Below are 16672 nucleotides of genomic sequence, written 5' to 3' on the forward strand. Positions count from 1 at the left end.
ATCTATTTTAACAGAGTGTCTCCCTATTTACTTGTATAAAATTTCAAAAGAACGGAGCCTAGAGGATTTCACTCCCCAAGCTCCGTTCTTTTTTTATTGACTGGGTTTTGTCCCAGCCTCTTTGTCTGATATTTTCTTTCGAGCAAATGCAATTCAATATTTGCTCTAGTCATCTTGAGGCGAATACCAAAAACCCTTTCTAGGATTCCATCAATCACTGCATGATGACACAGCAATTGATATCAACATCCAATGTACACTCTTGTTGTACATAGATACTACTATATCCTTACCACCTGGAAATTATACATCTCTATTATAGGATAGTTCTCGTCCTAAGTCAATACTTTATCGGATTTAAGTAAATTTAGTAATCTCATATCTTCTATTCGCCAATCTTGAATATGATTCATATCACATTCAAGATTGGAATTCCTTTGAACTATGCTTATGGTAAATCTTACACAGTCAACACCCACTCAATTCCGCATAATAATATAAACCAAATACCCCACATAAGAAACCGCCAGCAGCAATCCTTCACGTTTCCCGATCCTGAATCCGGTCCGCGCGAACACCAACAACACCAACGTCAGGACAATCATAATAACAACATCGATAAAGATTTTACTGTCCACCGCGATTGGAGTGATTGTCGATGTGGCTCCTAGTACGAACAGGATATTGAAGATATTGCTTCCTACAATATTTCCTAGTGCGATTTCACTTTCTTTCTTCATCGCCGCTGCAATAGACGTTACAAGTTCAGGGAGTGACGTACCGATAGCGATAATCGTAAGACCGACCAACGTTTCACTCATACCAAGTGAATACGCAATCTTCGTCCCGTTATCAACGACTAGGTCCCCTCCAAAAATAATGGCGGCAAGTCCCACCAGCGTAATGACGATATTCTTCCCCCATTTGATGTCCAAATACTCGGGGTTCGGTGCTGCGTTCTTCCGGCTTTTCAGACCCACTTCAATCACGTAGTACATAAAGATCGCAAGGAACAACAGTAAAATAATCCCGTCACTTCGAGTGAGCAGGTTGCTGCCAAAACCGTGCAGAGCCATATCGCTTATCAACACAAACATGACAATGCTGGCAAGAAGTGTGAATGGGATCTCTTTCTTGATCGTCTCACTTTGAACTTTCAACGGAAAAACGAATGCGGCTAATCCCACTACAACGGAAATATTGAAGATGTTGCTGCCGACAACGTTACCTACTGCAACATCCGCGTTTCCGCCGAACGCCGCAATAATACTGACAGTCGCTTCCGGTGAGCTTGTCCCGAAGGATACAATCGTTAACCCAATCAGAATGGGCGGAACTTGCAGCAGTCTCGCGATATTAGAGGAGCCGTCCACGAAAAAGTCGGCTCCTTTTATCAGCAATACAAATCCAACAACTAGTAAAACGTATACCATATGTTTGTTATCTCCTATCCTGCCAATGTAGTTTCAAATCGTTTTTTCCATCTTCTACTATACATACCACATTTGCAATGATTTTAATGTCAAAATAACAAATGGCGAGCTCCTTTTTCATTATCTCCTCACACAACTAGAAATTATTCCAGCTCCACCGTAATCGGTTCAAAATCGATTCTTTCCCAATCCGTCTGGCTATTGCTGAGATGTGCAAACGGATAAAACGTTATAGATGTTGCCTTTGGATCCAAACCATGAACCGTTGCATTCCATGTCAAATCTTCGCTAGAGTCACTGCCTTTCGTCCCGGTTCCGCTGGTATAAGGAACTTCATATTCGTTCCCCAAATTATCAATTGCCCGTAATTCAGCTTCAACGGCCATCCATTTGTCGTGAACCGAAGGCGCAACGTCTTGATGGTAATTAATCGATAAATTGACATCTGTTTGGGTTGCGTCGATCAGTTGAACAGTCACACCGTCTTTTTCTACCTTTTCATTAATCGGAATAAGTATCCCCTCTAATTTATCTAATGAAAAGGCAAATCGCCAATTTCCATCAATCGTCTTGTCATCGAAGGATATCGATTTGGGTTTCCAGACAATATTCACAGTGTTTTTCGTATCCGACAGACCAGAGATCTCCATCATCCCTACAAAACCAACACCTTCTACATACTCTCCATCATACCCTGCATTTGAAATCGAATTATTTATGACTTCAGGATATTTTTCGAATAATGGCGCAGTCTCGATGCCTTCATCCGTATGCACTACAAAGCCGAGTGTAATCGTATTCCCATCAAAAAACGCTTTTTCAATATCCATCTGAACCCCATTACTTATAGAGGAAACACCTATGTCAGTACTGATTTCCTCATAGGCTGCATAGTAGCTTTCTTTTAATATGAACTGCTCAAAAACATGACCCATTACCGGAATCTGGGTGATGAAATTAGCGAATGCAGGGGATACATAAGCGCTGGAAATCAGTCCAAAAGATAGGATCACGGCAGCTGCACTATATTTAAGAATCCGTGAAAATTGAAATCTTTTCACTTTTTTCTTCTTAAACGAATCCGATAAAATCGCATCTAATCTTTCTAATGGAACAGGAATTTCATCGATGGCTTTTTTAAAATTGTTGAGCTCGGTCATCTGCATACACTCCTTTTAACGAGGCCTTGATTTTGGATAAAGCCCGTTTTCCTTTGGACTTGACGGTACCAAGTGGTTCGCCCAGCAATTCGGCAATTTGTTCGAAAGTTAAATCCTCGTAATACCTCAATAGTAAAACCGTCTTATACTTTTCATCCAACCGATAGATCGCGTTCAGCAAGTCCAGTTTTTCATCGGATAGCTCTATATCCGCTGCTGCCTTCTCCATCGAAGCTCCCTGCATGACAACGACTTTCTTTCGTTTTCGGAGGACTTCAAGTGATGTGTTGATGCAAATTTTCATCAGCCACGTAGAGAAGAACTTCGGTTCCCTTAATTGATGTATGGATTCAATGGCAAGCAAAACCGTTTGTTGGAAAATATCTAAGGCATCTGTTTCGTTTCGCACATAACTAAATGCGGTTTTATAGAGTTTTTCTCTTTCCTGCTGAAGTAAAGTCAACAGCGCTTCTTGGTCCCCTTTTACCGCCTTTTTGACTAATTTGGAATTCACCGTCATCTTTTTCACCGTCCTACTTATTAGAGAGTGTGCCGTACGTAAAAGATGCATTTATTTCAATTAAAGAAAAAAAGGATGGCTACAGCCACCCTGAATTAATTGCAACTATTCCAAAACGGATGAAGCAGACGCAAGTTTTGTACTTGAATTGCGTTCAATAACACCCGTTCGCTTAATAGCAATACTCACCATTTACTATTTTTCATTCTTTGTCTTTCCACAATCTTTCATGAGTTACTAAAAACGTTCCCTTTTCAGATTCCAGCCAAATTTCATTCTCCGTGAACTCCAGCACTTCAGCATTCCCGTAATTTTTCCATTCAAGATATTCAATGATTTCAATAGTTAACCAACATTCATAGGTTCCAATATATTGACCATTCTTTCTCTCTGTATCTTCAACATCAAAATGGATGATTGCAAGCGGATTAAAATCAAGCAGCCCATCTAGCATAATGATCCCCTCTAATTCCTGAGTATTTGTTCCAGGCAACACTGCTCGTCCTGTTCATAAACCTCGTACGTTTCACGACTGTCCATCTTAATAACATACACACGTGCGCGGGATGGAAGTAGATTGTCAGAGTACGAAGTAAAACGTTGGTCATATACAGTTTTTCACCTTTTAGAATTAACTCCATGATATCATGCGAGCCTCCCAGTATCATCCAAAATCGCAATCCATAAAACAGGTTGACTACTCTATGATTTCTTGTATTGACTATCCCTCTTTCAAATTAGTTAAATCTTAATTAACCAACGTCCCGCATTTAAATTTCAATCATCATTCGCCAAGTCTGAGCGTGCCAAACTTCAAAATTCACAATTCGTTTTCTCCTGAATAGCGCTCTATGATGAAAGCACCCAGGGAATAATTGAGTCGTGCACGACCTGAAAAGGTCGATTATCATGAAGAATTTTGAAGAAGTACTCGAGCAATATGAACCAATGATTTCAGCAGTAATCCGCAAACTGCATATTTACCGTGACTTTGAACAATTCCGCCAAGCGGGCCGGGTCGCACTATGGCAGGCTTCGGTAAGATTCGATGAAACGAAAGGAGATTTTACACCATTCGCTTACCGATCCATCTATGGCGCGCTGCTGGACGAGCTGAAACGCGAGTCCAAATTTAACACATCGAATGTCCCTGTTGAAGATGACGTCATGGAATCACTGTGCGGATCTGTGTCGGATGTCCTGGAGGATGATTCCTTCAGTGAGTTGCTGTCAACGTTGACTGCGGAAGAAAGCCAATTACTTTCATTCCTTTACGTGGATCGACTAACCCAGAAAGAATGCGCCGCACAGTTTGGAATCACTGTACCCGGAGTGAAGAAACGACGGGAGCGACTGCTGTTGAAACTGCGCGAACGATTAACTGAAAAACAACTGGTGTAGGTAAACAGACCATCCACTGTAGCGAGTGGATGGTCTGTTTGTAATTCGAGATGTGTAAAGTGCAAGTGAATCGGGCAAATGATACTGTTAAAGGCAAGAAGAAAGATTGATTGTTCGTATCCAGTAGCGCAATCGCGTGACATACCTAAGAAAGAAGGTGATTTACTTGAAGAAAACTGTTGGTATTATCGGTGCAGGTATTGGTGGACTAATGGCTGGAGCTTTTTTGGCGAAGGAAGGCTGGCAAGTGACAGTTTACGAAAAAGCGGTAACTGTCGGTGGATCAGCAGGGACATATGCTCGGAAAAACCGGCGTTTTCCAACTGGCGCGACGATTGCTTTCGGATTAGAAGACCGGGGATTATTGGATACACTGTTCCAGCAACTCGATATCAGGATCTCTTCCGACGTGCTGGATCACCCGATGGATGTCATATTGGAGGATCGGACTATTTCGCTATATCGCGAGCCGTCTTTATGGAAAGCGGAACTCGTTCGCGCCTTCCCTGAAAGAAGCGATGATGTCCTCGACTTTTGGCACGAATTAGAACAACTTAGTGAAGCGGTATTCGGAGTGACCGCAACAGGCGTATCGCTGCCGATACGGCGTATGGTTGATCTAGGCAAGCTGCCACGTCATGCCGTTTCCCATCCGGGAAGCATGGTACGTCTGGCCCGCAATTCTCTGCGGACGGTTGAAGATCTGCTGCGTGTGCATCATCTCGAAACGTACGAACCATTTCGCCAGTTTTTAGACGCCCAATTGCTTGACGCCGCCCAAATCGATTGCACAAAAGCCGCTTTGCTGCCGTCCAGCCTTGCCCTCACCATCTACAGACGAGGCAGTTTTTACGTGGATAAAGGGATTGGTCAGCTAAGTGAAGCACTTGCCGAGCGCATTAAAGAACTCGGCGGTGACGTGCGGACCGCTTCTCCAGTGGAAATCCTGATTCTAGAAGAGAAAAAGTGGCGGATTGTTACTAAAAGACGCTCGGAATTATTTGATACGGTCATCAATAACAGTGGAGTTTCATTCGGCGAGGGCACAAGTCATGCAGAAGCAGAAGACTTTTCTTGGGGCGCATTCCGGATTGACGCGCTGTTGAAGGAAACGTTCAGGCACAGCGTGTTAGACGGCCGCCCCCTCCCTTTTGCAGCCCAGATTGTTCCAGATAAAAAACAAACGGTTTTATATACAGACGGACACGGTCCTGTATACGTCACATTCCAGCCCGCTTATAATCGAAAAAACGAGAGGATCGAAGACGAACTGATGATGACCTGTTCCATACATACACAGTCGGAACAGTGGAAATCGTTATCTCAAGAAACCTACTTACAGAAAAAGAAACGCGTCAAGGAAGCGATGTTTGAAGAAATTCAAAGAGTCTTTCCTGTTCAAAAGTACATCTCTTCTTCAGAAGCTGGTACACCCGTCACGTATGAAAAGTATCTCGGTAAAACCGAAGTCGGCGGATTTCCATTGACTGTACGAAATGCGATTCTTAAACCCAAAAGCGTGCATTCTTCTCTATCGAACTTCTACATCGTCGGAGAGCAATCTTTTCCTGGACCCGGAACCTTATCTTCAGCGCTTAGCGGCTACCATGCAGCGCGAGCAATCATGAAGGACAGAAAGTGAAATCCAAAAGTTGGTTTAGTCTCATTAATAAGTAGCCAGCGATTGCATGGATGCTGATTCCATTGGCTCTCTTGAAGAACAACTACTTTATATCTGCAATCCTGTATGCTGCTCAATGCACTTGTGATACCTTTCCCTTGCCTTTTCTACATTTGTAGGAAACGAACAATTAAAAGGATGCGGAAGCCGTTCTGCAATCGGGAAGTCAAGTTGGTCGTCAGCTGCTAATTTCTTCAGTTTCCGCTCGACTTCTCCACTAAGCGGTACAATCGCGGTTGGCTGCACAATTTTCATCTCCTCTATGAAAGATTCAATGAACAGATCACGAATAGCACGAGGCAGATTATAGTAATTCATATTTTTACCATCTCGTCGAAATCCATACCAGGACAGATTGGTCATATACACCGCATTCTGAAACTCACCAATCTCATACTTATTAATAATGGACAACATGAATTGAGCACTTCGCTCTTGCACATCTTTATACTTACCCGACATAAGCTGATTGATTCCATTGAAATCGATGAAAGGCAAACCCGTTTTTCCAGAACCAGATTGACGTGGATTAATGCCGCAAAAGACGAGCCGGTTACTGGTCTTGGAATAAAATTTATCGTAATAGGCGCGTGCAAGTTCTACTCGTTCCGCAAACTGAGGCATTATGGAAATACGCTCGCGCTCCAACTCTTGTACGACACCCTAATCTGCAAGCATGCGATCCAAAAAGGATAGATGCAAATCTATAATTCTTTTCATGGGTTTCTCCCTCTTCCCATACCGAAAAATATGTACGCACAAAAAATCTACGGATTAATTGACCCTTCATTCTGTAGTCATCTTGGTGTGAAAAGCTTAATAGTTGTAGAAGTATCCAAAAGTAGTTTTCATATTTTCCAAGTTGTAGTATTTTCGAGTTTACTCCATTTACATTCCAATAAACCTAAATACTTATAAAGGACTAGTATTATAGTACCATAAACTAATTTCTAAATCCATAAAAATTCCATATTTCTCTATACTTCTTTCATCTAATGTAAAAAATATGTTTAAGGCAATCCCCTTTTTTCTCACTAGTACGGTGCATAAGCTCCCCAAATTTAGAATAATAACAGGTTATCGTAAAGGACTTTTTTGTCCTACACAACAACCTGTTCGTTTAGTTCACAACATAGTATTCGAAAAATTTCTTTTCCGCTTGCAGAAAGCTATATGAATCCTTTTTTATCGTCTTCAAATAAGCAATATATGCTTCATCCACCATAGGTGTCTCACTTAATAATGCATTCGTACGGGCCGAAGACAGCGGGTCAATGACCGGTAATTCGTCCATTTCCTTCTTCGAAATCGTAATCGGCAAACCGAGGAAATATTGCGCTGCAATATAATAATGATAGACTCCTGCCAGCTGACTTTTGTGTTTTACTGTCAGACTAGGTATGTCAATTGTCCGATAAAATTTCTTAAGATAATACGTATTGTCCGTTTCAATTGCACTGTAAAACAAGTACATAAGGTAAATCGCTAATTCGGGAGTGGATAACTCCGACGCTGGAACACTTGAAGCCTTACTTTGAAGCGTCTTATCCCATGTGGAGGAATCTCTTTTCGCCAACAGCTTATTCGTCATACGATAGTAATTGATGAACACTGGATTGTTTTTAGCGACTTGGAGGACCGTGTACCCATCAGAGAAAAATCCGTTCAATTGGTAAGGTATACAAGTTGCCAGAAACAGTAAGAAACTCGTTAGACCCGTCACTTGTAACAGAAAGACATCGCTGAAGTACAGACTTGAAACAAGCAAACTTGCGAGAGGTCCTGCAAGAACTGTATAAAGAATCGACTTCTCTAGCCGCTGCTCATCATGCTCGACCTGCACATATCCAAAAACTTGTGTCCAGCTGTCTGTCCATGCAACTGTAAGTTTCCCACGCTCTGTACGCTTTACCGCCAAAGGTCCCGCGGCGTAAAACATAAGCTTCGATTTAGCGAGAATCCCTCCAATCACATGACCCCCTTCATGCAAAGATATGGCAAGCAGGATTCCCAGTCCTGTAAACAGAACGTGCGCAAACAGCGTTGATTTATCCCAATTGATGCATGCGCCTAACGTTAGTAATGCCGCTGATCCTACTAGTATACGTGTGATTTTATTCAAAAAGTCCATTTCCTTTCTCTATCCGAATCCTCACTCCACCTGATTCTTAGGCGCGCGCTCCTCCAACACATCCATAATCGCCTGCGCATTCAATTCCATCATCGCGAGACGTGTTTTAATGCTCGCGCTGCCGATATGCGGAAGTACAGTAACATTCGGCAATGAAAGTAGAGGATTTTCAAGCGGAACCGGTTCTGTTTCGAATACGTCGAGGCCTGCAGCCCAGATGGTATTCTCTTTCAACGCAGTATACAATGCCGCTTCGTCGACAATTCCGCCACGCGACACGTTAATCAGAACCGCTGTTTTTTTCATCAGCGCCAGTTCCCTGGAACCGATAAGGCCAGCCGTTTCTTTCGTATACGGTGTAAGAAGGACAACGAAATCTGCCTCTTTCAACAATGCGTCCAGCTCTCGGTATTCAAACCCATGCGCCGCTTCCGCTTCATGTTTCCGGTTTCGATTATGATACAGAACGTCCATGTTAAATCCTTTTGCCCTGCGCGCAACTGCTTCACCGATCCGCCCCATACCGATAATACCAATCGTTGCGCCGCCCACATCCATCCCTGTATAGCCCATAGGTGACCACGACGTCCAATTGCCTTTCCTCAATTCACTTTCAGCGAACGTCAATTGACGTGCCGTCGATAAAAGAAGCGCAAAAGTCAGATCTGCAGTCGTTTCCGTCAAGACATCGGGTGTATTCGTCACCACAACATCGTGCTCTTTCGCAGCTGCTATATCGATGTTGTTATATCCTACCGCCATATTGGCAATAATCTTCAGCTTCTTCCCCGCTTCAATTATCTCATGGTCAACCTGATCGGAAATGACTGTCCACAACGCCTCTGCGTCCGCCACTTCTTTCAATAAAACATCACGCGGAACCGGCTCACTTTCCGATTCCCACATTCGGACATCGAACTTCTCCTGGAGCGGCGCAACTATTCTTTCATCCATTTTTCTTGTTATATAGATTTTCGGTTTCATCGGAATCCCTCCTATTCTTGCAATTGACAATAGTGTAGCACATGGGAATGGTACTATGCAGGAGCAGTTACAAGACATGACGCAAGTAAATTTGTAATCGGGACACCGGAACAAGTGAAAGAACAATTGCATGCCCTGGCTGAGCAGGCAACGGTCGATGAAATCTTGATTTTGAATATGATTTCCGACAAAGATGACCCTCATCAGTCATTTAGGTAGCTTGCTGATGTGTTTGATTTGGCTTGAACTATTTTCCCGAACTCCTCTCTTGCTATACGGAATTCCTTTCCAATTCTGTATAGTATTAGAGTAGAGCCTAAAAAACCTCCTTCAACACCTGAAGGAGGTTTTCTGGTTATCGCAACTGCAACTTACTCCGTATCGCTTCCCACATCACTTCATATCCAGCGCTCGTAGGATGCGGACTTGTTTTCTCCATTAATTGCTCATACGATATTTCAGGATGTTGTGCTAAATAGTCATTCAATGCATCATAATGCGAAACAAACAGATAGCCACGTTCACTGCTAATTCGTTTTAAAAGATTGTTAATGCTCTCCGGCGAAAATTGATAACTTGCGATTTCCTGCGTCGAAGGAGGCGGCGCCATGACAACCATCAGCGTCGAGCGTTCATCTATTTCTCTCAGGAGCTTGCGGATCGTCTGTTCGTACTGTTTTAAGTCACCAATGAGCCGGTCGTTCGTACCCAGCATGACAAAAACAACATCTTCTTCGGATGAAACCAGACGGTCCACGCGTTCCAGCGACCATTTTGCTGTCTTCCCGCTAATTCCTGCATTGAAGAAATCCACAGAGCCGAACTCCGGCTTCTCCGTATAGGAACGAAAACGATTTGCCCACGTATCCGCCTGCTTAGACGATTCCCGGTAGATCGATTTCTTATCTTGTAAAATGATTCGTCCATCTACAGGAACCATGTAGCCCATTCCGCCCGCACCCGCTGTAATACTATCGCCAATCAATTTGATGGACTTTACATCTCCGCTTTGCAAATAATCCGCAAGTGCACTGTACGTTTGAGGCATCGACTTCGTCAACGTGTCCATTTCTGAACGATAGACCAGAACGGCAAATTCTCCGCGCTTCAGCAAATCATCTGTTCCAAATCGCTTCTCTGACTTTCCTTTTGTAATGTTATTTGCCACCAATCCTGCAACCGCTTCTCTGTAACGGCTGTTTACATCACTGAACACAATGTCAGACACATCACCTGTTAAGCCATATGCTTTGGCATGGCTGAGCATTAACGCCATTTCACCTCGTTTGATCGATTCTGTAAAACCGAAATAGGTAGCGCTTTTCCCGCGGATGATCCCTGTTTTTTTCAAAGCGCTTATTGCCTGCGCTGCCCGTGCAGGTACGTCTGAAAACTCTCGTGAAGCGGCAGGGTTCAGCGGCAGCTCCAATGCGTTAGCCAATATGATGGCTGCACTGCCTCTAGTAATCGGATCGCCTGTACCAAAAAGCGTCTTTGAAATCCCATTTGTATAGTCTCTATCTGTTAAATAACTGACCGCTTCATTATAAGCAGGCGACACATCACGGAAACCATCTGCCTCAACCGTTACCGGCCTTATAATGGATATAGTCAATAACAGAATGATCAATACCGACCATTTGCTATACCTTTTTATATCTCTCTTCAAGTCATTTCCTCCTGTTGCAACTAGTTCTGTACGCTGTATTTTATATCGACTGATTTTAGTCAGTTTGAATGAAAAAACAAAATAATACGTGTCTAAACTGCGTCCAAATATACTATTATATAAGAACAACTCGAAGTAAAGTCCGAATCATACAGTACACAAGCAAGACTTATTCTTACTCATCAATCTTTCTCTTTATCTCCTACTAGTTTTTTCGTTCCATTCGCCCCACCATCACCTCCACAAAAAAAACCTCCAACCCAAACGGCTGAAGGCATCTCATCACTTCTATATTCCCACCATTAAACCAGTTTCAATTCGGTTCACGCGTTTTTCCTTCTTTCCAGTCATAATTCACACCGGCTTCCTTACAGATCATATAGGTCTTTTCATATATACCGTCTGCTTTACGAACTTCTTCTGCATGGGACTCAATCTGACAGCGGAGTGAATATGCGCGCAACATCCGGTTATGGAACGTATAATACGAACACGTAAGATTGACGACACTGCCGTTTTTCAAGTAAACCCTAACTCCACCGCGTTGACTTGCAACATATTTCCGGACATGTCCTACAGCAATCCAGATGCATTCAGGTAATTTTGACGAAGTCACCGGAATCCAGTACATGGCATGCTTTTTACTAATGACGACAGGAGCCATCGTCCCGGATCCGAGAAGGTTGCGCGCACATTCAACTGCGCCTTTTAAACTGGTGCCCGCCATACGCAAATTCAAGTCGATCAGGTCCGTCGGCTTCATCGGTACGAGACGATAGTTATCGCCATCCATGTACTTCGAGTGAAGTTCTCCGTTGTCGCTGTAGTGTGGAAGTATAATGCTTGCTTCAGTAGTTAAGATCAGTTTTTTGTTGTAAGTCATAAAAATAGCCTCCCTTTTTTTAGGTGTACGTGGTACTTCTATGAAAAAAGGGGTATACTAGCAAATAAGCTGGTTAACCCCAGTGGTTGTCTTCGAGTGGGTCTTCCCGGACTATCACAATCGGAGATTTTTTCGCCTTCAGTTCCTCCAATCACTCACCCCCTTCAAAACACAGCCAAAAAAGCCATTGCTACAATGGCAAGTTCACTTGTCTCAGCGCACCGTATGTTTTCGGTTACAAACCAATCTCAGTTAAGCGCTTACATCACTCGAGCTGAAACTGTTAGATAATACGCTTCGACAATGATTTGTCTTTACGCTTTCCATCCAAATGATCAGCAATGCTGAAAGCTCTGCACAGCCTTACTGGTATGTAGATCGAACACATTTTGCCGTATGTGCTCAGTTCGAGAATCTACTAGTGAAATTAGTTTCAAAACCGCTCCAAGTAGCTATACACTCTCACATAATTCAGTTTTTGTGTGTGGTCCGCCGGTCCTTCAGTCGCTATTGCACTTCGTATTCCACATAAAAAAAAAACATTTAACTCAACAAATTCAATCTATGTAATTAGAACCTTTCAACCGATTAAGGAATCCGGTTTTGTGGTAAATATGGCTCAATAACTAAAACCATTGACTCATATTAGATTCCTTATTTTTAGTATAATCAGAGATTTCAGTCCTGTCTACTAAAATTGTAAAATGCTCTCGTTTTTACTTATCTTTAGGTGTTGTCTTCCATTACTCATAGTTCTGAATGCTGTCCACATGACATATGCCTTGCCTAAGCCATATCACACCCCTGCTCGATCAATCCTGAATAATACCAGAATGACATGGTGTACACGTAAACTATTTTATCGGATACAACGTTGAAGCACCTGGTACATATGATAATGATGAATAGATGATTCATGTTAAAGGATGTGGCGCTATGTATGATTCGAATAACACTCCGCAAGGGCAGGACACTCCCTCTCCTGAAATTTTTGCAGCGAGAATTGGTTTTTTTGGAGCATTGCTTTCCACACTAGGCGATGGTCTTCAGTCAATAGGAGCAGGCATCGTACTAAAACAATTAGAAAACCCGAGTAGTCCTGACACACAAATCCAATCCGATCACACAACTCAAATTGAATCTATGCAAAAACAAATTGATCTATTAACTAAAAAAATAGATGAAATGGATAGAAAAGAATAGTTTCTTCTTTTGCAGTATCTATTAGGCTGATGCACTCAGGAAATGACCGGTCGTGAATGGGCTTATCTGTCCAGAGGAAATATGAGATAGGAAAAGCCTCTTTAGCTGCCTACCCTCACACATATCGGGAGGGACGGTTCTTCAAAATAAGCACTACAATTTTCACCCTGTTGACTGGAAAGAAAAAAACACACAAAAAAACGGACCTTGTTACTGTTCAACAGAAACTCTCCCTTAAACAGCGTCCGAATTGTGCGATGAAATCATACGTTCATTTACAGTTTTTCAATTGGTGATCCATTCGTTCTTTTTGTCGCAGATGATGACAAAAATGCATACTAACGAGATCCAGCCATTCTTTGGCATTGAGCCATCCAAATCCCCCATGTTCAACTTTACTAAGTGGGTTTATATCCTCTACTTTCATTTCCAGTCGCTTCATTCTTTCCGATAGCCGATCGAGCTCGAGCAGAATCTCCTCCCGTGTTTTGCTATTGTCCGGCGGCGCATCAAGCTCAGCTGGTAATTTGATTTTAATCGGAGGAAATCCACCATTCCTAAATAAGCGCTCTCCGAACTCTGTCTTCCCTTGCTTTTGCTCTCCCGCAACTTTTTCACAAGCGTCAACACTGTCCAGATACTCATGAGCTACAACAATTAAATGATCATACATTTGACCAACCGACCAGACGCCGGGCTCGGGGATATAACATAACTGGTCACGTGTATATTGGGTTAAAAAGCTTTTATACTCCTCTATCAATCCATTGTCATTCATACGGCCACTCCTATTCTATAACTAATTCGCCAAGTCTATTTATGAAAAGGATAACACCTAATAACCTATACTGTTTAAGGCGCAGTTCAATAACAATTCCGAATAGCGTCTGAAGCGTTGATGAAGTTTTCTGAAATTCCAGGGAGATGTGAACAGGACGTTGAAGTCAACGGACTTACGAATCCGGACCTCAGAAAATCCTGACAGTCCGTCTTATACACGGACTAAGCAAGTTGGAATCTTAAGTCTCATGCTTTCTAACTTGCTAATACAGGGCACAAGAATTTTTTCAAAAATCCATATAAATGAAGGGTTTTAAAAGGGGTGTGAAATGTGAGAAGGGCTACCGTGCACATCCTATACGACAATCAGCCGCTTTAAATGGATTGCTGAAATCCCATGATGGCGGCAAAGATGGGAATCGATCTTCCTAAGCTGGCTATCACGTTTGCAGCAGTTGAACGAACGTGTGCGAAAAGGTACAAGTGTCAGTTTAAAAATGGACAAGCCTAGTTTAAACACGACCTGACACCAAAACGATTGTCATCAAGACAAAAAAATAACCACCCGTCCCTGCACCGCTATGCAGTAGATCCGATGATTGCTTTTTTAATACACTCTTCACCTTCCGCCGACCGCACTTCAATCGGATATTCGGTGCATTGACTACTCGTTCGCGCTCCTGGTCTCATTGAGTAAATGTCCAAGTCACCACAATTTTACGCACAAGGCACCCGTGTAACGAAACACCCTGACTGGCAATGCATCGCCCTTTTTTAAAATTGAGCACTGTATTGCTCGGACTTGCATAAATCGGATGCATTCAGTAAATAAGGATGGGTTTGCAGCAACATAGCATACAACTCACTTGGTATAAGGTGGCTGTTGTAAGCACAAATCAAGGAAAATGGCAATTTGTGAACCGCCTCATCCACAATTCTTTCGAACTGCTCGATTAGTTGCGTGGGGCCATTAAGCGTCGACCACTCCACATGAGCCCAGGATCGGAATGGCCTCTTCGTTTCCACATACTGCTGAACCGTTTTCGTGAAATGAGCTTCAATCGCAGGCGGAAAATAACTGCCGCTGGACAAATAGAATTGAATGCTGTTGACATAATGGAGCTGTTGCATCTGCTCATTTGTCAAACGAGATTTCAATGTGTGTAGAATCATTTGGTAATTGCGTTCGTTCTCTACAAGAAGTACAACTTCGCCACAGGCTATGCCCTCTTCAATATACGTCAAAACCTGTTGGAGATAAGCACTTTCCTCTTCATAAGTGTATAAAATATGAGCATGTTCTTCTTCCAGCAAAGTTTTTAGTTTGCTGTTTCTCACATCATACAGCGAACCGACCATTCTATCCCCTTCTTTCCTAAAGAGTCAATAAACCATTACCATTAGAAAATTTCTATATACATGTAATTGAAAATCGATCCCTACGACATCGTAAACTGACTTAGTGGATAGGCTGTCGCATCTGCTTAAATCATATAACTCTTTGCGTGCTGAGTCCAGCACTAAAAGTTAGTAGGCTCAGCCCTCAAATCAAAACTTAAGAACAATTCCGAATAGTGTATGATTCGTGTCGCGTATCAGCGAAGCTTACTTGCAGTGAACCAGCAAGATCTTTATCTCCTATTCTTCCATTGCTCGTTTCGCTATGATAGAACCAGTGAATCTACAGAGGTTGAACAAAATGTGAAACTTTGCCTGTGCAAGACATAACTTCAGAACTATTCCGAATTGAATACTAATTCAACTATGCACAGGAAAGACTGCCTTGTCGTACCGCTCATAAACTGCACGAAGTGCTCATAAAAGCTCTCTCTTCGCTCATAAACTGCCATCCAGCGCTCATAACTCTAAAATAACGCTCATAAACTGCCATCCAGCGCTCATAACTCTAAAACACCGCTCATAAACCGCCATCCAGCGCTCATAACTCTAAAATACCGCTCATAAACTGCCATCCAGCGCTCATAACTCCAAAATAACGCTCATAAACCGCCATCCAGCGCTCATAACTCTAAAATAACGCTCATAAACCGCCATCCAGCGCTCATAACTTTAAAATACCGCTCATAAACCGCCATCCAGCGCTCATAACTCTAAAATAACGCTCATAAACTGCCATCCAGCGCTCATAACTTCACAAATCCTTCCTCACCTGGCCCCATCCAATACATAGAAAGAACGCTAAGTGACCGTCCTTTCACAATTTTCATGAATCAGACCGCCAGCATCCCGATACATAGCCAAGGTTGACAGAAACCGGGTAATCTCTTGCCTACGCGTTGCTCTGAACAAATAAAAAAAAACGCACGGCTGCCATCAGCTGTGCGTTCTGGTTTTCAATGGATGACCGACTTCCTCACTTCACCGAGTCGACCGCTTGTTTTGCCTGCAGCAATGTCAGCCCGAACTCCTGACGCAGGATTTTGACCGTCTTAATATCGGAGGCAGTCTCGCGGACCTTCCGGGCATATGCCTGGATCCGTTTCCGCTCGTCTGGGTCCAAAGAGGAGAATGGCTTCATGTCGTCGCCCTTTTTGTTGCGCAACATCATGAACAGCACCAGCAGGATGAGCAGCGTCGTAATTCCCAAAGACATGGTCTCACCTCCAATCCGACTTGTCAGTTGTCATTTTCCTTGAGGATACAGGAAGAAAATGGCCACTGCAAGTAGAAACAGTGGGCCTTGCCTGTAGTCAAGCCCCTTAAAAATGGACACGAAAGTTTATGTACAATTGTGTGTTATGCGCTTTCCAAATACCGATTCAGAAATGCCGTAGGAGACAAATAACCTAAGCGTTTTTGGCTACGT

At 42.9% G+C, this 16672-nt stretch carries 15 protein-coding genes; 3 read left to right on the forward strand and 12 right to left on the reverse strand.

Going from position 1 to position 16672, the window contains the following annotated elements:
* Positions 1-479: 479 nt before the first annotated feature.
* From QT716_RS15980 to QT716_RS15995, 4 genes are all read right to left on the reverse strand, one after another.
* The gene (locus tag QT716_RS15980; RefSeq protein WP_317937163.1) at positions 480-1433 is read right to left on the reverse strand and encodes a calcium/sodium antiporter; all 954 of its coding nucleotides are present in this window, start codon (positions 1431-1433) and stop codon (positions 480-482) included.
* A 143-nt stretch (positions 1434-1576) separates the two neighbouring features.
* Positions 1577-2593, reverse strand: coding sequence for a DUF4179 domain-containing protein (locus QT716_RS15985; protein WP_317937164.1), 1017 nt, complete (start codon positions 2591-2593; stop codon positions 1577-1579).
* Entirely contained in the window at positions 2571-3113 is a 543-nt protein-coding gene (locus tag QT716_RS15990) for a sigma-70 family RNA polymerase sigma factor (RefSeq protein WP_317937165.1), read from the reverse strand. Before QT716_RS15990 ends, QT716_RS15985 begins: the two co-directional genes overlap by 23 nt.
* 202 nt (positions 3114-3315) lie before the next feature.
* Complete coding sequence (locus QT716_RS15995) at positions 3316-3606, reverse strand: hypothetical protein (RefSeq protein ID WP_317937166.1); 291 nt, start codon at positions 3604-3606, stop codon at positions 3316-3318.
* A 416-nt stretch (positions 3607-4022) separates the two neighbouring features.
* Here QT716_RS15995 and QT716_RS16000 point away from each other — a divergent pair, with 416 nt between their 5' ends.
* A complete protein-coding gene (locus QT716_RS16000) occupies positions 4023-4514 on the forward strand; it encodes a sigma-70 family RNA polymerase sigma factor (RefSeq protein ID WP_317937167.1) in 492 nt (163 codons plus the stop codon).
* Positions 4515-4680: 166 nt separating this feature from the next.
* Entirely contained in the window at positions 4681-6156 is a 1476-nt protein-coding gene (locus QT716_RS16005) for a phytoene desaturase family protein (protein ID WP_317937168.1), read from the forward strand.
* An 87-nt stretch (positions 6157-6243) separates the two neighbouring features.
* On the opposite strand, the gene QT716_RS16010 is transcribed toward QT716_RS16005, so the two are convergent.
* The 5 genes from QT716_RS16010 to QT716_RS16030 all read right to left on the reverse strand — a co-directional run bounded on the left by QT716_RS16010 (position 6244) and on the right by QT716_RS16030 (position 11862).
* Positions 6244-6819 carry a uracil-DNA glycosylase family protein gene (locus QT716_RS16010; protein WP_317937169.1) on the reverse strand — a complete coding sequence of 192 codons (576 nt, stop codon included), beginning with the start codon at positions 6817-6819 and terminating at the stop codon, positions 6244-6246.
* Between the two features lie 496 nt (positions 6820-7315).
* Positions 7316-8317: a hypothetical protein gene (locus QT716_RS16015; protein WP_317937170.1), complete on the reverse strand. Its 1002-nt coding sequence runs from the start codon at positions 8315-8317 to the stop codon at positions 7316-7318.
* Positions 8318-8347: 30 nt separating this feature from the next.
* Positions 8348-9310, reverse strand: coding sequence for a 2-hydroxyacid dehydrogenase (locus QT716_RS16020; protein ID WP_317937171.1), 963 nt, complete (start codon positions 9308-9310; stop codon positions 8348-8350).
* A 355-nt stretch (positions 9311-9665) separates the two neighbouring features.
* Positions 9666-10979, reverse strand: a complete 1314-nt coding sequence (locus QT716_RS16025) for an S-layer homology domain-containing protein (protein ID WP_317937172.1) — start codon at positions 10977-10979, stop codon at positions 9666-9668.
* Positions 10980-11292: 313 nt separating this feature from the next.
* Entirely contained in the window at positions 11293-11862 is a 570-nt protein-coding gene (locus QT716_RS16030; protein WP_317937173.1) for a competence protein ComK, read from the reverse strand.
* A 936-nt stretch (positions 11863-12798) separates the two neighbouring features.
* On the opposite strand from QT716_RS16030, the gene QT716_RS16035 reads away from it, so the two are divergent.
* Positions 12799-13065, forward strand: coding sequence for a translation initiation factor 2 (locus QT716_RS16035; RefSeq protein ID WP_317937174.1), 267 nt, complete (start codon positions 12799-12801; stop codon positions 13063-13065).
* A gap of 271 nt (positions 13066-13336) precedes the next feature.
* Here QT716_RS16035 and QT716_RS16040 read toward each other — a convergent pair whose 3' ends face one another.
* The 3 genes from QT716_RS16040 to QT716_RS16050 form a co-directional block, all read right to left on the reverse strand.
* Complete coding sequence (locus QT716_RS16040; protein ID WP_317937175.1) at positions 13337-13843, reverse strand: DinB family protein; 507 nt, start codon at positions 13841-13843, stop codon at positions 13337-13339.
* 776 nt (positions 13844-14619) lie between these two features.
* Complete coding sequence (locus QT716_RS16045; RefSeq protein ID WP_317937176.1) at positions 14620-15183, reverse strand: MEDS domain-containing protein; 564 nt, start codon at positions 15181-15183, stop codon at positions 14620-14622.
* Positions 15184-16219: 1036 nt separating this feature from the next.
* Positions 16220-16459, reverse strand: coding sequence for a hypothetical protein (locus QT716_RS16050; protein WP_317937177.1), 240 nt, complete (start codon positions 16457-16459; stop codon positions 16220-16222).
* Positions 16460-16672: the final 213 nt, after the last annotated feature.

It is taken from the genome of Sporosarcina aquimarina (assembly GCF_033253705.1).
Classification (GTDB): Bacteria; Bacillota; Bacilli; order Bacillales_A; family Planococcaceae; genus Sporosarcina; species Sporosarcina aquimarina.